Raw genomic sequence first — 16,109 nt, forward strand, 5'->3', positions numbered from 1 at the left:
CGATAGCCCTGACGGGCTTGCCCGTGGATTGAGGTGCACAGCGGGGAGGAAAGTTCGACGGGACGTGATCATGGCACTGAAAGAAACGATCCGGAGAGTTCGTAGGGGCAGCCTCGAGCGCAACTGCATGTCGTCGACGTCCTGTGCCTGAACGCCAGCTCCCAACCCACCGGATGCTTTGGCCAGCGCGCTTTGGGCGGATGTGGCATTGCGATGAATTTCAGAGGTGCAGAGGGCGCACGGGGAGGTGCATGGGGCTCAGGATGCTCGTAGCCGTACAGCGTGTAGGGAAGCGCCGGGGGGGCGCGGCTGCTTACCAGCCGAGTGGCGATCTTGACTTCATGGGATGGCCGAGAATGGCGACCGTCCCGCCGTGGGTGTGACGGCGCGGGTAAGGGGCGGGCCGTATGCCCACGGTCCGGAGAAAGGTTCGGGCACAGCGGAATGTGCCCCTCCGGCAAGTTCCCATACGAGGGACCGCTTCCTCGCGGTCGGCAAGAAAAGGCAGACCCCAAGGCCCGCGCCAAACCTGCAGCACGACTCAAACGGCCAGTGCCTTTGCGAGCTTGGACAGGTCGGGGGGACGGCGTCGCCGGGGTCCGCAGGAACATCGGGCACAGAGGACTGTGCCCCTCCCGGGGAATCCCAAATCGAAGGCACCCCAGCCCATTCTCGAGGTCGGGAGGGTCCGCGTCGCCGCGGTCCGCTCGAATGCGCCTATAATAAGCTGCTGATCGCAAGCGGATTCGCCGGCCACTCGGCTTTTGCAGGGACACGAGGCTGCTGTACGTTTTCCCGGCCGGTAACCGCTGCTGGATTGTTCCAAGCATGGCCTTGTGTCTTCATTTCCAGCCGTTCTCCGTGTCCTCTGTGTCTCTGTGGTTCCATCCCTCCATGCCCCTGGACCGACCGGACCCGCTGCAGGGCAAGGTGCGGTCGGCGGTGGTGATCTCGGGAGCAGGCTGGAGTGGCGATGGTCGCGGGGGGCGTCACGAGCGCCATGGGATGGGGCCAGCGGGGGGTGGAGGTTGAAATGTTTGCGTGGTCAGAAGGACGCCACGTGGGGTCGAATTGACCTTGCGCAGCGGTGGGGGCGCGACATGATGGCGGGTCGATATGGATGCGAAGTTGTCCGAGATGGAAGCGGTTTCAGGCGGCTCGACGCCTGGTGTGGGCTGCGACGGTGTGCGGGCGTTGTATGATCGGTATGTGGTGCCGACCTACGCCCGGTTGGGGGTGGTGTTGACGCACGGGTCGGGGTGCCATGTGTATGACGAGCAGGGGCGGCGTTACCTGGATTTTGGGGGTGGCATTGCGGTGAACGCGCTGGGGCACGCGCATCCGGCGTTGGTGGGCGCGATTGAGCGGCAGGCGCGGCGTCTGATCCATTGCTCGAACTACTACTACACGGAGCCGCAGGGTCGGTTGGCCCGGGAGCTGGTTCGGCTGACGGGGCCGGGCAAGGTGTTTTTCTGCAACAGTGGGGCGGAGGCGAACGAGGGGTTGTTCAAACTGGCACGGCGATTTGGTCATGCGGAGGGGCGGTTTGAGATTTTGACGGCGTTGCAATCGTTTCACGGGCGAACGTTGGCGGGGATTTCGGCCACGGGTCAGGACAAGGTGAAGCAGGGGTTTGATCCGCTGGTGCCGGGTTTTCGTCATGTGCCGTTCAATGATCTTGCGGCGGTGGAGAAAGCGATTTCGCCGGCGACCGTGGCGGTGTTGATCGAAGGGGTGCAGGGCGAGGGCGGTGTAAACGTGGCGCGTGCCGAGTATTTGGTGGGGCTGCGTCGGCTTTGTGATGAGCGGCGGTTGCTGCTGTTGATGGATGAGGTGCAGTGCGGATGTTTTCGGACGGGCCGGTTCACCAGTTGGCAGCGGATTTTGGAGGGTGTGGCCGGGGGTGAGGGGTTTTTGCCGGATGGGGTGGCCATGGCCAAGTCGTTGGGTGGCGGCTTTCCGATCGGGGCCTTCTGGGTGCGGGAGCCGTATGCGGATTTGCTGGGGCCCGGCAGTCATGGGACGACGTTTGGGGGCACGCCGCTGGCGTGTGCGGCGGCGCTGGCGGTGTTGGAGGTGGTGGAGCGGGAGGGGTTGGCCGCTCATGCGCGGCGGATGGGGGAGCGGCTGTTGGCGGGGCTGCGGGGTTTGGTGGAGAGGCATTCGCGGTTATGGGCTGGTGTGCGGGGGTTGGGCATGATGATGGGGTTACAGTTGCAGCCGGAGCCGGCGGGTTTGGTGGTCTCGGGGAAGCAGAGTCCGGCGGCGCGGTTGACGGAGATTTTGTTGGAGGCGGGGCTGCTGGTGATACCGGCCGGGACGCATGTGATCCGGCTGTTACCGCCGTTGAATTTGAGCGAGGAGGCTGCGGAGGAGGGTTTGGCGTTGCTGGAGTCGGTGAGTGCGCGGCTGGACTGAGGTGGGGGGCGGGCGCGTTGGCGGTGCGGTTTCAGGCGCGCGGGTGGAAGCGTTGGTGGACCTCGCGGAGCCTGGCGGTGCCGACGTGGGTGTAGATTTCGGTGGTTTGGATGCTGGCGTGGCCCAGGAGTTCCTGGATCACGCGCAGGTCGGCTCCGTGTTCGAGCAGGTGGGTGGCGAAGCTGTGGCGGAGCATGTGGGGTGTGATGGGGCGATTCAGGCCGGCCATGCGGGCGCGTTTTTTGATGCGGCGCCAGAGGGTGGTGGGGTGAAAGGCCGTGCCGCGGCGGGTGAGGAAGACGGTGCCCGGGGAGTGAGGTCGGACGAGCCGGGGTCGGCCTTTTGTGAGCCAGGCCTTGAGGGCGCCGATGGCGGGGCGGCCGATGGGGACGACGCGTTCCTTGTTTCCCTTGCCGATGACGGTGAGGAAGCCGCTTTCGAGGTGGAGTTGCTCAAGCCGGAGTCGACAGAGTTCGCTGAGGCGCAGGCCCGAGGCGTAGGCCAGCTCAAGGATGGCCTGGTCGCACAGGGTATCCGGGGTTTCTTCGGTGCCGGTGGGTTGGAGAAGTTTGTGGACCTCGTCGAGGGAGAGTGCTCTGGGGAGGCGGAGCCAGCGGCGGGGCAGGGAGAGGTGTTCGGCCACGTTGAAGGGGAGGAGCTTTTCGCGGACGGCGTATCGGTAGAAGGCGCGGAGGGCGGCGATGGTGAGGTAGAGGGTTTCGCTGCTGAGGTGGCGGCCCGGCGTGGCGTGAGGGATGCGGAGGGGTCGGCTGTGTTCGTGCTGGAGGAAGGCGATCAGGTGGGGAAGCTCCACTTGACGCCAGTCACGGAGACCCTGATGGGAGGCCCATTCGACAAACCGGTTTAACGCGTGGGCGTAGGTACGCTGGGTGGCCTCGCTCTGGCCGCGCTCGTGCCGGAGGTGCACCAGGAAATCCTCCACCAGTGCCTGCATGGGGTGAAGGATAGTGTGAGGCGGAGCCGAGTGCGATGGCAAACCGGGTGGGGAGGCGCGGTGGGGGCCCTTCGGGCTGCGGCGTGAGGGTGCGTGTTGGCGGTTGAGAAGTTTTGGGCGGGGGCTCAGGTCAGCCCGAGGCGCGCGAAGCTTTCCTCGATGGAGCGGGTGTCCTGGATGCGTGCGAGTCGTGCGTAGAGTCCGTTGGCGGCGAGGAGTTCGTCGTGGGTTCCGCGTTCGACGATTTCGCCCTGGCGGATGACGAGGATCTGGTCGGCCCGGCGCACGGTGCTGAGGCGGTGTGCGATGACGAAGGAGGTGCGGCCGGCCATGAGACGTTCGAGGGCCTCCTGGATGAGGCGTTCGGTGGCGGTGTCGACGCTGGCGGTGGCTTCGTCGAGGATGAGGATGGGGGCGTTTTTGAGCAGGGCGCGGGCGATGCTGATGCGCTGTTTTTCGCCGACGCTGAGCTTGACGCCGCGTTCGCCCACGCGGGAGTCGTAGCCATCGGGCAGGCGGGAGATGAACTCGTGGCAATTGGCGGCGCGTGCGGCGGCCAACAATTCTTCCTCGGAGGCGTCCAGTCGCCCGTAGAGGATGTTTTCGCGGACGGTGCCGTTGAAGAGGAAGGGTTCCTGGCTGACGATGCTGATGTGGGCGCGGAGGGAGTCGAGGCGGACGTGGTGGATGTCCTGTCCGTCGATGAGGATGCGTCCGGCGGTGGGCTCGTAGAAGGCGGGGAGCAGGTGGACGAGGGTGGACTTGCCGGCGCCGGTGGGGCCGACGAGGGCGATCATCTGGCCGGGTTCAGCCCGGAGGGAGATGTGGCGGAGGACGGGTCGGCCCGGCCGGATGTTTCCGGAGGCGTCGTGGGTGGGGTAGGCGAAGCAGACATCCTCGTAGACCACCTCGCCGCGGACCGGGGTACGCAGGACGGCTTTGCGGTTGGGGCGTTCGGGTTCGGTATCGAGGATGTCGAAAACGCGGGCGGCAGCAGCGCGGGCGGCTTGGAGCATTTGGTTCAGGCCGTGGAGCCGGCCGATGGGTTCGTAGAAGAACATGCCGGCATAGAGCATGAAAGCCACCAGCTGGCCGACCTCCATCCGACCTTCGAGGACGAGTTTGCCGCCGACCCAGAGGATGAGGCCGATGCCCAGGGCACCCAGGAATTGCATGGCGGGGCCGTACCATGCCCAGGCCAGCATCACGGTTAGTGTGCCTTTGCGGAGTTCGTCGGCCCGGGCGGCGAAGCGACGGTCTTCATGGTCCTCGCGGCCACAGGCCTTGACCTCGCGAATCCCCTGCAGGTTGTCCATGAGGAGGGCGTTGAGGGCGCTGGCGGCCTCGCGCTGGCGGCGGTATCGGCGGTGTGCGGTCAATGTGTACCACAGCGCGCCGGCGACGAGGAACGGGGCCGGGATCAGGGCCACCAGGGTCAGTGTGGGACTGTACAGCCACATGAAGACCATGGCGCCCACGATGCTCAGCAGGGCGACCGATCCCTGTTCGGTCCCGTCGATCAGGAGACGTTCGACCTGATTGACATCCTCGATGACGCGGGTCATGACGTCGCCGGTGGCGCGTTGGTCGAACCAGCTGACCGGCAGGCGCTGGAGGCGCGCGTAGAGCTGGCAGCGCATGTCGAAGATGACGTTCTGCTCGAGCCGGTTGTTGATGCGGATGCGCAGGCTGTTGAAGGCCTCGCGGAGGAAGAAGGCGCCGATCAGGCCCAGTGCGGCCGGGGTGAGCCATTCTCGGCGGCCGGCCACAATGACCTCGTCGATGAGCAGGCGGGTGAGTTTTGGGTAGGCCAGACCGGCCGCCAGGGACATCAGGGCGCAGGCTACGGTGCCGACGGCCATGTACCAGTAGGGCTTCAGGTAGACGGAGACGCGTCGGATCACCTCGCCGGTCGGACGCGGGGCGGACCGGAAGGTGGGATCGGTATGAGCGCCGAAGCCGGGGTGGGTGCTCATGGGGTGGATCGGGGGGTCAGCGAGGTGGGGATCCGCCCCGCTTGTGGGCACGGGGCTGGACCGGGCCGGCTTTTTCGGGCGCGGCCCCGGGGTTGGTTGGGTCTCGTGCTGTCTATCTGACGCATGGAGGAAGTGTGGGGGAAAGAGTCGGGCGGTGCAACGGGGCCCGGAGGTTTGCGGAGCGGGGGTGTTGTGGGCTTCCTGCGGGGTGCTCGGTTACGGGGATTCGTGATTGAAGGGCATTGTCGGTGATCCTCGGTGTGGTGGCGAAGCACCTCCGTGGGCTTTGTGAGGTGCGGAGTGGGGGGCAAGGCACCGGGGCGTGGCATGGGGGGACCGGCCGGGACGAGATCGACTTGTGGGGACGGGCAGGCTACCGGTCGTGGTTGCAACGTGGCGCAGGCCCTTTATTCTCCCGGTTATGGAAAAGTACGAGCCATCTCGGTTGAACGACCAGAATCACTTTTTCAAGGAGGATCCGTGGCGGATTTTCCGGATCATGGCGGAGTTTGTGGAGTCGTTTGAGGTGATGTCGCGGGTGGGTCCGGCGGTTTCGGTTTTCGGTTCCGCCCGGATGAAGCGCACGGATCCGTATTATCAGGCGGCGGTGGATCTGGCTCGGGAATTGGCGCGGAACGGGTTTGCAGTGATTACGGGGGGTGGACCCGGCATCATGGAAGCGGCCAACAAGGGTGCGGCCCTGGCGAAGGGGACGTCCGTGGGGCTGAACATCGAGTTACCCCGGGAACAGAAGGGCAACCGATATGCGAACGTGCCCTTGCATTTTCATTATTTCTTTGCGCGCAAGGTGTGTTTTGTGAAGTACAGCTGCGGGTTTGTGTTCATGCCGGGCGGGTTTGGCACGTTGGACGAGTTTGCGGAGATTTCGACCCTGGTGCAGACGGAGCGGATTCCGCGGTTTCCGCTGATCCTGTTTGGGCGGGAATTTTGGCGGGGCTTACTGGATTGGATGCGGAAACAGATGTTGGGGCGGGAATTCATCTCGCCGGAGGATCTGGACCTGTTTTTGGTGACGGACTCCGTGGATGAGGCGGTGAGAGCAGTTCTGGCGTATCGGGAGGAAAAGGGTGTGCCGCGGCGGGCGCCGAGGGCGTTTGCCTGAGGGTCGCGGCACGAAGACGAGGGTGGCGGGCATGCGAGTGCGAATCCGGGAGTGGACGGGTGCACCGGACCCGGAGGTTTTGGCCGCCCGGGTGGCGGAGGAACCGGGGACGGTGTTGTTGCAGGGCGGCTGGCCGGATGCCCGGCAGGCGCGGTTTTCGTTTCTTGCGATTCGTCCGTTTCTCGTGGTTCGCGTTCGGGGTTCCCGGTTGGAGTGCGAGTTGAGGGGTGGGGGTGGGCCACCGGTCGTTCGTGTGAGTTATGGCAACCCCTGGCAATGGTTGCAGGCACTGTGGTGGCGGTATGAGTTGCCGGATGAACCGGATCTGCCGTTTCCGTTGGGTGGGATGTTTGGCTTTTGGGGATACGATCTGAACCGGTTTTTGGAGCCGAAGGTGGCGCCGCGGGCCCGGCGGGACCTAGAGTTGCCGGACGCGTGGATTGGGTTTTACGACAGTCTGGTCTGCTGGGATCATCTTTTGGGCAAGGTGTGGTTGGTGGCGACGGGGCTGGCGCCGGACGGGTCGCGATCGGGGCGGCGGGCCGTGCAACAGCTGGCCCGGTATGAGGCGCTTGGGGAAGCGGCGGGTCCGGGAGGAACGGCATGGGACTGGCTGGAGGTGGGGCCGGTCCGATCCAGTTTGACCCGGCCGGAGTTCGTCCAGCGGGTGCATCGGGTTTTGGATTACATACGGCTGGGTCACATTTATCAGGTGAACCTTTCGCAGCGGTTGACGTTGGAGGGGCGGGTGCATCCGTGGGGTTTATATCGGCGGTTGCGGTCGGTCTCACCGGCGCCGGGGTCGGCCTACCTGAATGGTGGGGACTTTCAGCTTGTGTCGGCCTCGCCGGAACTGTTTTTGCAGATGAGCGGGGTGCATGTGGTGACGCGGCCGATCAAGGGGACGCGTCCGCGCGGGGTGGATCCGGAATCCGATCGTCGTCGGGTGGTGGAGCTTTGCACCAGTGCCAAGGAGAATGCCGAGCTGGTGATGATCACGGACCTCCTGCGCAATGATCTGGGCCGTGTGTGTGAGTACGGGTCGGTGCGGGTTTCGGAGTTGGCGCGGGTGGAGTCGTACCCTCAGGTGCATCATCTGGTTTCGACGGTGGAAGGGTGTTTGCGGCCGGGGATGTCCCATGCGGAGGCTTTGGCGGTGATGTTTCCCGGTGGCAGTGTGACGGGTGCGCCGAAGGTTCGGGCGATGCAGATCATTGAGGAGCTGGAACCGGTGCAGCGCGGGTTTTTCACGGGTGCTCTGGGGTATCTGGGATTCAACCGGGAGAGCCGTTTGCAGATGATCATTCGGACGGCGTGTTGCGAGGGCGGGCGGATTCATTATCCCGTGGGGGCGGGGATTGTGGCCGATTCGGATCCCGAGGCCGAGTATGAGGAGACCCTGGCGAAGGCGCGGGGCTGGTTGGAGGCGTTGGGGGTGTCGGTCTCGGAAAGCGGGTGGGAGGCAAGACTCAGCGGGGCGCAGGTTCCGTGATGGTGTATTTGAACGGACAATTTCTGGCGGCGGCGGAAGCAACGATTTCGGCGTTGGACCGCGGTTTTCTTTACGGGGATGGTTTGTTTGAGACCGTGCGGGTGAGCCGGGGCCGTGCATTTCTGGCGGCCGAGCACCTGAAGCGGCTGCGGTCGGGAGCGGCATTTTTGGGGATTGAACCGATCCCTACGGACGCCGAGCTGGCGATGGTTTGGACGGAACTGATCCGTCTGAACGGGGTTGAGGAGGGGGTTTTACGAGTGACCGTGTCCCGGGGGCCGGGGCCGAGGGGTTATTCGCCCCGGGGGGCCGGGCCTGCCACGCTGTTGGTGACGGTGCATCCACTGGCGGTTGAGCGCGGTGCACGGCCTTGTTGGCGGGTGGTTACTTCGACCAAGGTGCGTGGAACGGGGCCGCGGATTCTTTGTCGCTTCAAAACCTGCAATCGTCTGCCGCAGGTTCTGGCGCGAGCGGAGGCGGAGGCTGCCGGGGCGGACGAGGCGCTGATATTGGATGAACGGGGATGTGTGGTGGAAGGGAGCAGCGCGAACGTGTTTTGGGTGATGGATGGCGTGCTCTGGTCGCCGGGACCGGAGCAGGGGGCTCTGGATGGGGTGACGCGGCGGTGGGTGATGGGGCATTGTCGGTCACGGGGTTGGGCCGTGCGGGAGGGCACGGCGCCGGTGGAGGAGGTGCGCAGGGCCGAGGGGATGTTTTTGACGTTGAGCACGCTGGGGGTGGTGGAGGTGAGGGAATGGGATGGGCGGTCCCTGCCGGTTTGGCCCGGAGTGGCGGAGTTGCAGGGGGCGTTTGAACGGGCGCTGGCCGAGGTCTGACGGGGTGCTGCGCGGTTGCTGACCGGCGCGGGACGGTTCTGGAGGGGGGTGGCCCGGTCATGAGATGGACGATCCGGCGGGGTTGCTCCTGGTCGGTAGGGCGGGCGAAGGGGAGCCGGGCATGACCGGAGGCGGTCGAAGGCGGCTCGGGAGGGTCGTTGCCGGGCCGCGGGCGGACGGGTTCGGGCCCGGGTCGGTGCCGTTCAACAGAATGGTTGACTGATTGCCACGATTAGCTTCTACTCTGCTTATGCAAATAGAGAGTTTGAAGGTTTTTTGCGATCTGGCGGAGACGCAGAGTTTCACCAAGGCGGCGCAGATCAACGGCGTGACGCAATCCGCCGTCAGCCAGCAGATCAGTTCGCTGGAGCGGCAGTTCAAGTCGCTGTTGATTGAGCGCAGCAAGAAGCGGTTCCGTCTGACGCGGGAGGGGGAGGTGCTGTATCAGTACAGCAAGCAGATCATTGCGACGTATGAGGCATTGCACCACAAGCTGCAGGAGTTGAAGGACATCATTTCCGGCACGGTTCGGGTGTCCACGATTTACAGCATCGGCCTGCATGATCTGCCCCCGTACATCAAGCAGTTCATGAAGACGTATCCCACGGTGACGGTCCAGGTGGATTTTCGTCATGCGGATCAGGTGTATGAGGATGTGCAGGGGAACGTGGTGGACATGGGGCTGGTGGCGTATCCGTGGCGGGACAGCAAGCTGGAGATCATTCCGTTGCGGAAGACGCCGATGGTGGTGATCTGTGCACCGGATCATCCGCTGGCGAAGTCCAGGAGCCTGCGACTCAAGTCGTTGGATGGGGAGCGTTTTGTGGGGTTCCGGCCCGACATTCCGACGCGGAAGGCGTTGGACCGGCTGATGCGGGAGCATGGGGTGACGGTGCGGTACGTGATGGAGTTTGACAATATTGAGACGGTGAAACGGGCCGTGGAGATCGGGGCCGGGGTTTCGATTGTGCCGCGGACGACCGTGACGCAGGAGGTGGCGAATCAATCGTTGGTGGCGATTCCTCTGGAGGATGACCGGATTGAACGACCGATCGCCGCGGTGATCAAGAAGAACAAGGTTTTGTCGCCGGCGATGAAGCATTTTCTGGAGTTGCTGAAGCAGGACTTGCCGGCGACCGAGGGTCGTGCGGCGGGCCGGGCGGCCTGAGGGGTGCCTCTGGTCCTGCCGTGTGAGTGGTTGGGGCTGCCGGCGGGTGCGACCGTTGCAAGCGCCTTTGGCGTGGCTGGGTGTGCCCGCCGGGCTGCCCCGGACGGGAGGGGGTTTTGACCCGGCCGGGGCCGGTCCGGGGGCGGAAACTGTCCCGTGGGGGGTGCCGGTCGGGTTGCGTGGGTGGAAGGCGGCCTGCGAGGGGTGCATTCTCGTTGGGGGGCTGACGGGCTCGTGCTAGATTGTGGCGCATGCGACTGGCGGTGTATGCGGGAAGTTTTGATCCCATCACGTATGGTCATGTGGACGTGGCGGAGCGTGCGGCGCGTCTGTTTGACCGGGTGGTGGTGGCGGTGGCGCGGAATGATGGAAAGCACCCGTTGTTTTCGATTGAGGAGCGCGTGGCGTTGGTGCGGGAGGCGATTGCCCACATACCGAACGCGGAGGCGGACTCGTTTGGGGGGTTGTTGGCCGATTATGTGCGGCGGCGGGGAGCGCAGGCGGTGGTGCGGGGGTTGCGGGCGGTCTCGGACTTCGAGTGGGAATTCCAGCTGGCGCTGATGAATCGGAAGTTGAACGAGTCGTTTGAGACCATCTTCATGATGCCGAATGAGAGTTACACCTTCCTGAGTTCGCGCATGGTGAAGGAGATTGCGGCTCTGGGGGGTGATGTGAGCCTGTTTGTACCGCCGGTGGTGGAACGGGCGTTACGGTTGAAACTACAGGTTCGGAGGAACGAGCCATGAAACCGCTGCAAGTGAGTCTGGAACGGTTGGTCCGGGAAGAAGTTCGGCTGGCGGGGACCCTGACGGCGGAGGAACTCGAGCTGGAGACGCGGGACGCGATGATTGCAGTGGCCGGCCCGTTGCGGTACGCGTTTCAGGTGACGCGGGTTACGAATGACCTGTTGTTGGAGGGGCGCCTGGAGATTGAGCTGGATTGCACGTGTGTGCGGTGTTTGCGGCCGGTGCGGCATCGGGTGTTGTTGGAGGATTGGCGGTGCGTGGTGCCGTTGACGGGGCCGGAGCGTGTGATTCCGGAGGGGGATGTGGTGGACTTGACCCCCTATGTGCGGGACGATATTTTGCTGGCGTTTCCGCTCCATCCGTTGTGCGAGCCGGGATGTCCCGGGCTGCTGCATTCGGAGTCGGGCAGGGCCGCCTCTACCGGGTTTCAGGAAGGGTGGGGGGCGCCTTCTGTCTGGTCGAAGCTGGATGAACTGAACTTGGAATAAAGGAAGCTTTATGGGAGTACCGAAACGGAAACCGTCGCGCAGCCGGCAGCGGATGCGCCGTGCGTACAACAGTGTGATGAGGTTACCGCAGTTGAATCCCTGTCCGCAGTGTGGGGAACCGACGCGGCCGCACCGGGTTTGTCCGGCGTGCGGGTATTACAAGGGACGTCAGATCTTCAGCGTTACGGCGGGGGACTGACAGGTCCGTGGGGACTCGGGCGGCGGTAGCGGGAGTTACCGCCGCTGTCGCTTTATGCGGGTAGCGGTCGACGTGATGGGGGGCGACCACGGCCCCGGCGTGGTGATTGGCGGTCTGCAGATGGCGCTGCGGTCCGGGTTTCGGCCGGAGCGCGTGTATTTGGTGGGGCGCCGGCAGGAGATTGAGCAGAAGCTGCGGGAGCATGATGTGGAGTCCGGGGCGTTGGAGATCGTGCATGCCTCGGAGGTGCTGACGATGGAGGATCGGCCGGTGCAGGCCCTGCGGCGGAAGCCGGATTGTTCGATTCTGCGGGCGATGGAGCTGGTGGCCGAGGGCCGGGCTGATGCCGTGATCTCGATGGGGAACACCGGCGGGATTTTTGCGGCGGCGACGCTGAAGCTGGGTCGGTTACCCGGGGTGGACCGGGGTGCGATCGCGGCGGTGATACCGACGCCGGAGCGGGCGTTTGTGCTGGTGGATGCCGGGGCCAACATCGAGTGCAAGCCGTTGCATTTGGTGCAGTATGCGGTGATGGGCAGTGTGTATGCGAGGGAGGTGTTGCGGGCGTCATCGCCGCGGGTGGGCCTCATGAACGTGGGCCGCGAGGATGGGAAGGGTAATGAGCTGACCCAGGAGGCGTTTCGGTTGCTGAGGCGGACGTCGCTCAATTTTGTGGGGAACGTGGAGGGGCACGATCTGTTTGAGGATCGGGTGGACGTGGTGGTGTGCGACGGGTTTGTGGGCAACGTGATTTTGAAGACGTGTGAGAGTCTGGCGCTGGCCATGTTTGGGATGTTGAAGCGGGAGTTGAGTCGGAACCTCAGACGTCGGTTGGGTGCGATTCTGGCCGGGAACGCGTTTCGGACGTTGCGTCGGCGATTGGATCCGGAGGCTTATGGCGGGGCGCCGCTGTTGGGGTTTCGGGGGACGGTGATGAAGGTTCACGGTTCGGCCCGGGAGCGTGCCTGGTGCAGCGCGCTGTTGATCACGGCGCAGACCCTGCAGCACCATGTTCGGGATCAGATCGCGCAGCAAATTGCCGAGGCCAACGCCGTTTTGGAGAATCGTTCCGCGGCCTCCGCTTCCACCCTGCCATGACACCACCTTTACCCGGTCGAATTCGGCATCCCCGAGCGCAACATCAGTTTCAGGGGCGCACCTGTTCGATCACCGGGGTGGGCAGTTACGTGCCGGCGCGGGTGTTGCGCAACCAGGATTTGGAGAAGATGGTGGACACGACGGACCAGTGGATCACCACGCGGACGGGGATCAAGGAACGGCGGTTGGCAGCGGAGAACGAATTCACCAGCGACATGGCCACGGTGGCGGCCCGCCGGGCGTTGGAGAATGCCGGAGTGGGGCCGGAGGCGGTGGATTTGATCATTGTGTGCACGATTACGCCGGACATGCCGTTTCCTGCCACGGCGTGTTTGGTGCAGGCGCGGCTGGGCGCGACGCGGGCGGCGGCGTTTGATTTGGAGGCTGCGTGTTCCGGATTTCTTTACGGGCTGGAGGTGGGGCAGCAGTTTGTGATGTCGCGCACGTGTGACACGGTGCTGGTCATTGGTGCGGAGAAGCTGTCGTCGATCATTGACTGGTCGGATCGCAACACGTGCGTGTTGTTCGGGGATGGTGCGGGTGCGGTGGTGTTGCAGCACCGACCCCAGTCGCATGGGTTGTTGACGACGGTGATGGGTGCGGATGGCAGCAAGGCGGATGCGTTGTGCATGCCGGGCGGGGGGAGTCGGTGTCCGGCCAGTGCGCAGTCGGTGGCGGCGCGGTTGCATTATTTGCGGATGGACGGCCGCGAGACGTTCAAGAACGCGGTGACGGCCATGCATCAGGCGGCTCAAGCGGCGCTGGATCGTTGCGGGCTGCGGGTGGAGGACCTGCGCTGTATCATACCGCATCAGGCGAACCGCCGGATTATTGATGCGGTGGCGGAGCGTTTGGGTGCGCGGCCGGATCAGGTGTTTATGAATCTGGACCGGTACGGCAACACGTCGGCGGCCTCGGTGGTGATTGCGTTGGACGAGGCGGTGCAATCGGGGCGGATTCGGAAGGGGGACCTGGTGATGTTGGTGGCGTTTGGGGCGGGGCTGACCTGGGCGGCGGCCATTGTGGAGTGGTGAACGTATCGTGGGGGAGTTGGGAGATTCGGGGGCGGGGGCCGGTTCCCGGGCGTGGGGGTGCGGGTATCGCCCGGTGGAACGGGCCGGTGGTTTGAGGCCGGGGGATCAGCCGGCGCGGGTTTGCAGGGAGGTGTGGTCCACGTAGAGGCGGATGTCGTTACGCAGGAGCAGGAGTCTGCCCAGGGGAACCTCAGGGTCTTGTTGGAGGGAGCGAGAGAGTGCCTGCTGTTTGTTGGGTCCCGAGATGAGGACCCAGACGCGTTGGGCTGCGGTGAGGGCCTGCCAGGTGAGTGTGACCCGTGTGGCGGGAGGTTTGGGGGCGTTGTGGACCGGTGCGTAGGCGGCGTCGGGGAACGGGGGCTGGATGGGGTGATTGGGGAAGAGGGAGGCGATGTGACCGTCCTCGCCCATGCCGAGCAACACGAGGTCCAGGACGGGAACGTTGTCCTTGAAGGCGGCGGTGCAGCGGCGCAGGTTTTCGTCGGCGATGCGGGCGGCCTGCTCGGGATTCGCCAGGGGCGGGATGGGGTGATGCTGTGTGGGCGGGATGTTCAGCGGGTCCAACAGGTGTTTGCGGGCGCAACCGTAGTTGCTTTCAGGGTTGTCAGGCGGCACGAGCCGCTCGTCTGCCAGGAACCAGTGGACCTTGTTGAGTCGGATCGGTTCGTGTTTGAGCTCGCGGGTCAGGGCATGGAAGAAGGGGAGGGCGATGCGGCCGCCGGAGAGGGCGATGGTGACGTGGGTTGAGCCGGCGGTGAGTTGGCGGAGGCATGCGGCGAGGTCACGGGCGGCGGCGCGGGCAAGTGCTTCCGGGCCGGGGTGGCAGGATTCGGGAGGCAGGTTCATGGGATGTGCAACGGTTCGTGCCAGGAGTGGCCGGTGGCGGCGATCATGACATCGGCAGCCGGAGGTCCCCAACTGCCGGCCGGGTAGAATTCGGTTTGGCTCAGGGGGCGTTCGTCCCAGCCGGCGCGGAGGGAATCGGCGATAGCCCAGGCGGCCTCGATTTCGTCGCGTCGGAGGAAGAGCGTGGGATCGCCGGCGATGGCGTCTCGCAGGAGTCTCTCGTAGGCCTCGGGCGTGTAGGCGCCGAATTCGGCGTTGTAGTCGAAGTGCATTCGGACGGGTCGGACCCGCAGGTCGAGTCCCGGCACCTTGCCGTTGAAGCGGAGGGAGATGCCCTCTCGGGGTTGGAGTCGGAGGGTGACGGCGTTGGGTGCGGGTGTGGGGGCGCAGAGGGTGGCGAAGAGGACGTGCGGGGTGGGCTTGAACTGGATGCGCACCTCGCTGACGGTTCGTGCGAGTCGTTTTCCGGTGCGGAGGTAGATGGGCACGCCGCTCCAGCGCCAGTTATCGAGGAACAGGCGTGCGGCCACGTAGGTTTCGACGTTTGAATCGGGTCGGACCCGCGGTTCCTGTCGGTAACCCGGCACGGGTTTGTCCTCGATCTGGCCGGCGGTGTATTGGCCGCGGACGACGTGTCGGGCGGCCTGGTCGGGGGTGTACCTGCGGACGGAGCGCAACAGTTTGACTTTTTCGTCGCGGATGGCTTCCGGGTCCAGGGAAACCGGCGGTTCCATGGTGATCAGGGCCAGGACCTGGAGGAGGTGGTTTTGGAGCATGTCGCGCAGGGCGCCGGCCTCCTCATAATAGCCGGCGCGATCGCCCACACCGGCGGTTTCGCTGACGGTGATCTGGATGTGATCGATGGTGTCGCGGTTCCAGAGCCGTTCGAACACGGCGTTGGAGAAGCGGAACATCATGATATTTTGGACGGTTTCCTTGCCGAGGTAGTGGTCGATGCGGAAGAGCTGTTCCTCGGAGGCGTATCTGGCCAGGGTTTCGTTGAGGGCGTGGGCGGAGGCTGCGTCGTGGCCGAAAGGTTTTTCGATGACAATTCTTTGCCAACCGACCTCGGGTCGGGGTCGCAACAGGCCCTGCTGGTGGAGGTGCTGGACCACCTGGCTGAACTGACTGGGTTTGGTGGCGAGGTAGAAGAGGAGGTTTTGCCGGAGCTGGGCGGTGGGGGCTTCCTGGAGGCGGGCAGCCAGGCGTTCGTACGTTTCCGGACGGTCCAGGTCGCCCTGGCAGTAGAAGAGCCGTTGGGCGAACGGGTGCCAGTCCTGCGGGGAGGGCGCCGGGGGACGTCCGAACTGTTCGACGGCGGTCCGGAGTTCGTCGCGCCAGGTTTCGTCCGTGTAGGGCCGACGTGCCACGCCGAGGATCCGGAATGGTTCGGGCATTTGGCCGGCCTGGTAGAGGTGGTACAGGGCCGGCAGCAGCTTGCGCCGGGTAAGGTCACCGCTGGCGCCGAAGAGGACGATGGAACAGGGCTCCACGGGCAACTGTGCCTGTGGGAGCGTGCAGGAGCTGGTCGTGAAATCGTCCATGTGACAATCGGGGCATAAGATGGGCGCAATTTGGGGCGTGGCAAGTGGTGCGTTTGCGTCGAGGGTAGCGGGGGCGTGGGCCGAGGCTCCCGATGCGGGGCAACGATGGTCGATCGGAGTCGGGGTCGGGGGGGTGGCGGTCGGGTTGGGGTTGCAGGGGGTTTGGATCGGTCCGGTCAGGGGGCG

At 64.8% G+C, this 16,109-nt stretch carries 14 protein-coding genes; 10 read left to right on the forward strand and 4 right to left on the reverse strand.

Going from position 1 to position 16,109, the window contains the following annotated elements; all coding sequences use genetic code 11:
* Window positions 1-1,116: 1,116 nt before the first annotated feature.
* Window positions 1,117-2,418, forward strand: coding sequence for an aspartate aminotransferase family protein (locus G4L39_RS09395; RefSeq protein WP_240893909.1), 1,302 nt, complete (start codon window positions 1,117-1,119; stop codon window positions 2,416-2,418).
* 31 nt (window positions 2,419-2,449) lie between these two features.
* Here G4L39_RS09395 and G4L39_RS09400 read toward each other — a convergent pair whose 3' ends face one another.
* Window positions 2,450-3,373 carry a tyrosine recombinase gene (locus tag G4L39_RS09400; RefSeq protein ID WP_165107733.1) on the reverse strand — a complete coding sequence of 308 codons (924 nt, stop codon included), beginning with the start codon at window positions 3,371-3,373 and terminating at the stop codon, window positions 2,450-2,452.
* Between the two features lie 125 nt (window positions 3,374-3,498).
* Window positions 3,499-5,349, reverse strand: coding sequence for an ABC transporter ATP-binding protein (locus G4L39_RS09405; protein WP_165107735.1), 1,851 nt, complete (start codon window positions 5,347-5,349; stop codon window positions 3,499-3,501).
* A gap of 421 nt (window positions 5,350-5,770) precedes the next feature.
* Between G4L39_RS09405 and G4L39_RS09410 the strand changes: the two genes are divergently transcribed.
* The 9 genes from G4L39_RS09410 (at window position 5,771) to G4L39_RS09450 (ending at window position 13,533) form a co-directional block, all read left to right on the forward strand.
* Window positions 5,771-6,472 carry an LOG family protein gene (locus tag G4L39_RS09410; RefSeq protein WP_165107737.1) on the forward strand — a complete coding sequence of 234 codons (702 nt, stop codon included), beginning with the start codon at window positions 5,771-5,773 and terminating at the stop codon, window positions 6,470-6,472.
* Between the two features lie 31 nt (window positions 6,473-6,503).
* Window positions 6,504-7,964, forward strand: coding sequence for an aminodeoxychorismate synthase component I (gene pabB / locus G4L39_RS09415; protein WP_165107739.1), 1,461 nt, complete (start codon window positions 6,504-6,506; stop codon window positions 7,962-7,964).
* Window positions 7,964-8,800, forward strand: a complete 837-nt coding sequence (locus G4L39_RS09420; RefSeq protein ID WP_240893911.1) for an aminotransferase class IV — start codon at window positions 7,964-7,966, stop codon at window positions 8,798-8,800. Before pabB ends, G4L39_RS09420 begins: the two co-directional genes overlap by 1 nt.
* Before the next feature lie 250 nt (window positions 8,801-9,050).
* On the forward strand, window positions 9,051-9,968 hold the full coding sequence (locus G4L39_RS09425; protein ID WP_165107743.1) for a LysR family transcriptional regulator: 918 nt from the start codon (window positions 9,051-9,053) through the stop codon (window positions 9,966-9,968).
* A 251-nt stretch (window positions 9,969-10,219) separates the two neighbouring features.
* The gene (gene coaD / locus G4L39_RS09430) at window positions 10,220-10,714 is read left to right on the forward strand and encodes a pantetheine-phosphate adenylyltransferase (RefSeq protein ID WP_165107745.1); all 495 of its coding nucleotides are present in this window, start codon (window positions 10,220-10,222) and stop codon (window positions 10,712-10,714) included.
* Window positions 10,711-11,202: a YceD family protein gene (locus G4L39_RS09435; protein ID WP_165107746.1), complete on the forward strand. Its 492-nt coding sequence runs from the start codon at window positions 10,711-10,713 to the stop codon at window positions 11,200-11,202. Before coaD ends, G4L39_RS09435 begins: the two co-directional genes overlap by 4 nt.
* Window positions 11,203-11,212: 10 nt before the next feature.
* Window positions 11,213-11,401, forward strand: a complete 189-nt coding sequence (rpmF, locus tag G4L39_RS09440; protein WP_165107748.1) for a 50S ribosomal protein L32 — start codon at window positions 11,213-11,215, stop codon at window positions 11,399-11,401.
* 54 nt (window positions 11,402-11,455) lie between these two features.
* Window positions 11,456-12,499, forward strand: a complete 1,044-nt coding sequence (gene plsX, locus G4L39_RS09445) for a phosphate acyltransferase PlsX (RefSeq protein WP_165107749.1) — start codon at window positions 11,456-11,458, stop codon at window positions 12,497-12,499.
* Complete coding sequence (locus G4L39_RS09450) at window positions 12,496-13,533, forward strand: beta-ketoacyl-ACP synthase III (RefSeq protein WP_165107751.1); 1,038 nt, start codon at window positions 12,496-12,498, stop codon at window positions 13,531-13,533. The genes plsX and G4L39_RS09450 overlap by 4 nt, the downstream gene beginning before the upstream one ends.
* A gap of 105 nt (window positions 13,534-13,638) precedes the next feature.
* Here the strand turns inward: G4L39_RS09450 and pgl are convergent, their stop codons facing one another.
* Both pgl and zwf read right to left on the reverse strand, forming a co-directional pair.
* Entirely contained in the window at window positions 13,639-14,379 is a 741-nt protein-coding gene (gene pgl, locus G4L39_RS09455; protein ID WP_165107752.1) for a 6-phosphogluconolactonase, read from the reverse strand.
* The gene (gene zwf / locus G4L39_RS09460) at window positions 14,376-15,923 is read right to left on the reverse strand and encodes a glucose-6-phosphate dehydrogenase (RefSeq protein WP_165107754.1); all 1,548 of its coding nucleotides are present in this window, start codon (window positions 15,921-15,923) and stop codon (window positions 14,376-14,378) included. Before zwf ends, pgl begins: the two co-directional genes overlap by 4 nt.
* Between the last annotated feature and the right edge of the window lie 186 nt (window positions 15,924-16,109).

This window comes from Limisphaera ngatamarikiensis, assembly GCF_011044775.1.
Taxonomy (GTDB): domain Bacteria; phylum Verrucomicrobiota; class Verrucomicrobiia; order Limisphaerales; family Limisphaeraceae; genus Limisphaera; species Limisphaera ngatamarikiensis.

Excerpts from the sequence above, each read along its gene's own strand:
- G4L39_RS09395 (WP_240893909.1), top strand. The coding sequence starts at position 1,117 with ATGGATGCGAAGTTGTCCGAGATGGAAGCGGTTTCAGGCGGCTCGACG.
- G4L39_RS09400 (WP_165107733.1), bottom strand. The coding sequence starts at position 3,373 with ATGCAGGCACTGGTGGAGGATTTCCTGGTGCACCTCCGGCACGAGCGC.
- G4L39_RS09405 (WP_165107735.1), bottom strand. The coding sequence starts at position 5,349 with ATGAGCACCCACCCCGGCTTCGGCGCTCATACCGATCCCACCTTCCGG.
- G4L39_RS09410 (WP_165107737.1), top strand. The coding sequence starts at position 5,771 with ATGGAAAAGTACGAGCCATCTCGGTTGAACGACCAGAATCACTTTTTC.
- pabB (WP_165107739.1), top strand. The coding sequence starts at position 6,504 with ATGCGAGTGCGAATCCGGGAGTGGACGGGTGCACCGGACCCGGAGGTT.
- G4L39_RS09420 (WP_240893911.1), top strand. The coding sequence starts at position 7,964 with ATGGTGTATTTGAACGGACAATTTCTGGCGGCGGCGGAAGCAACGATT.
- G4L39_RS09425 (WP_165107743.1), top strand. The coding sequence starts at position 9,051 with ATGCAAATAGAGAGTTTGAAGGTTTTTTGCGATCTGGCGGAGACGCAG.
- coaD (WP_165107745.1), top strand. The coding sequence starts at position 10,220 with ATGCGACTGGCGGTGTATGCGGGAAGTTTTGATCCCATCACGTATGGT.
- G4L39_RS09435 (WP_165107746.1), top strand. The coding sequence starts at position 10,711 with ATGAAACCGCTGCAAGTGAGTCTGGAACGGTTGGTCCGGGAAGAAGTT.
- rpmF (WP_165107748.1), top strand. The coding sequence starts at position 11,213 with ATGGGAGTACCGAAACGGAAACCGTCGCGCAGCCGGCAGCGGATGCGC.
- plsX (WP_165107749.1), top strand. The coding sequence starts at position 11,456 with ATGCGGGTAGCGGTCGACGTGATGGGGGGCGACCACGGCCCCGGCGTG.
- G4L39_RS09450 (WP_165107751.1), top strand. The coding sequence starts at position 12,496 with ATGACACCACCTTTACCCGGTCGAATTCGGCATCCCCGAGCGCAACAT.
- pgl (WP_165107752.1), bottom strand. The coding sequence starts at position 14,379 with ATGAACCTGCCTCCCGAATCCTGCCACCCCGGCCCGGAAGCACTTGCC.
- zwf (WP_165107754.1), bottom strand. The coding sequence starts at position 15,923 with ATGGACGATTTCACGACCAGCTCCTGCACGCTCCCACAGGCACAGTTG.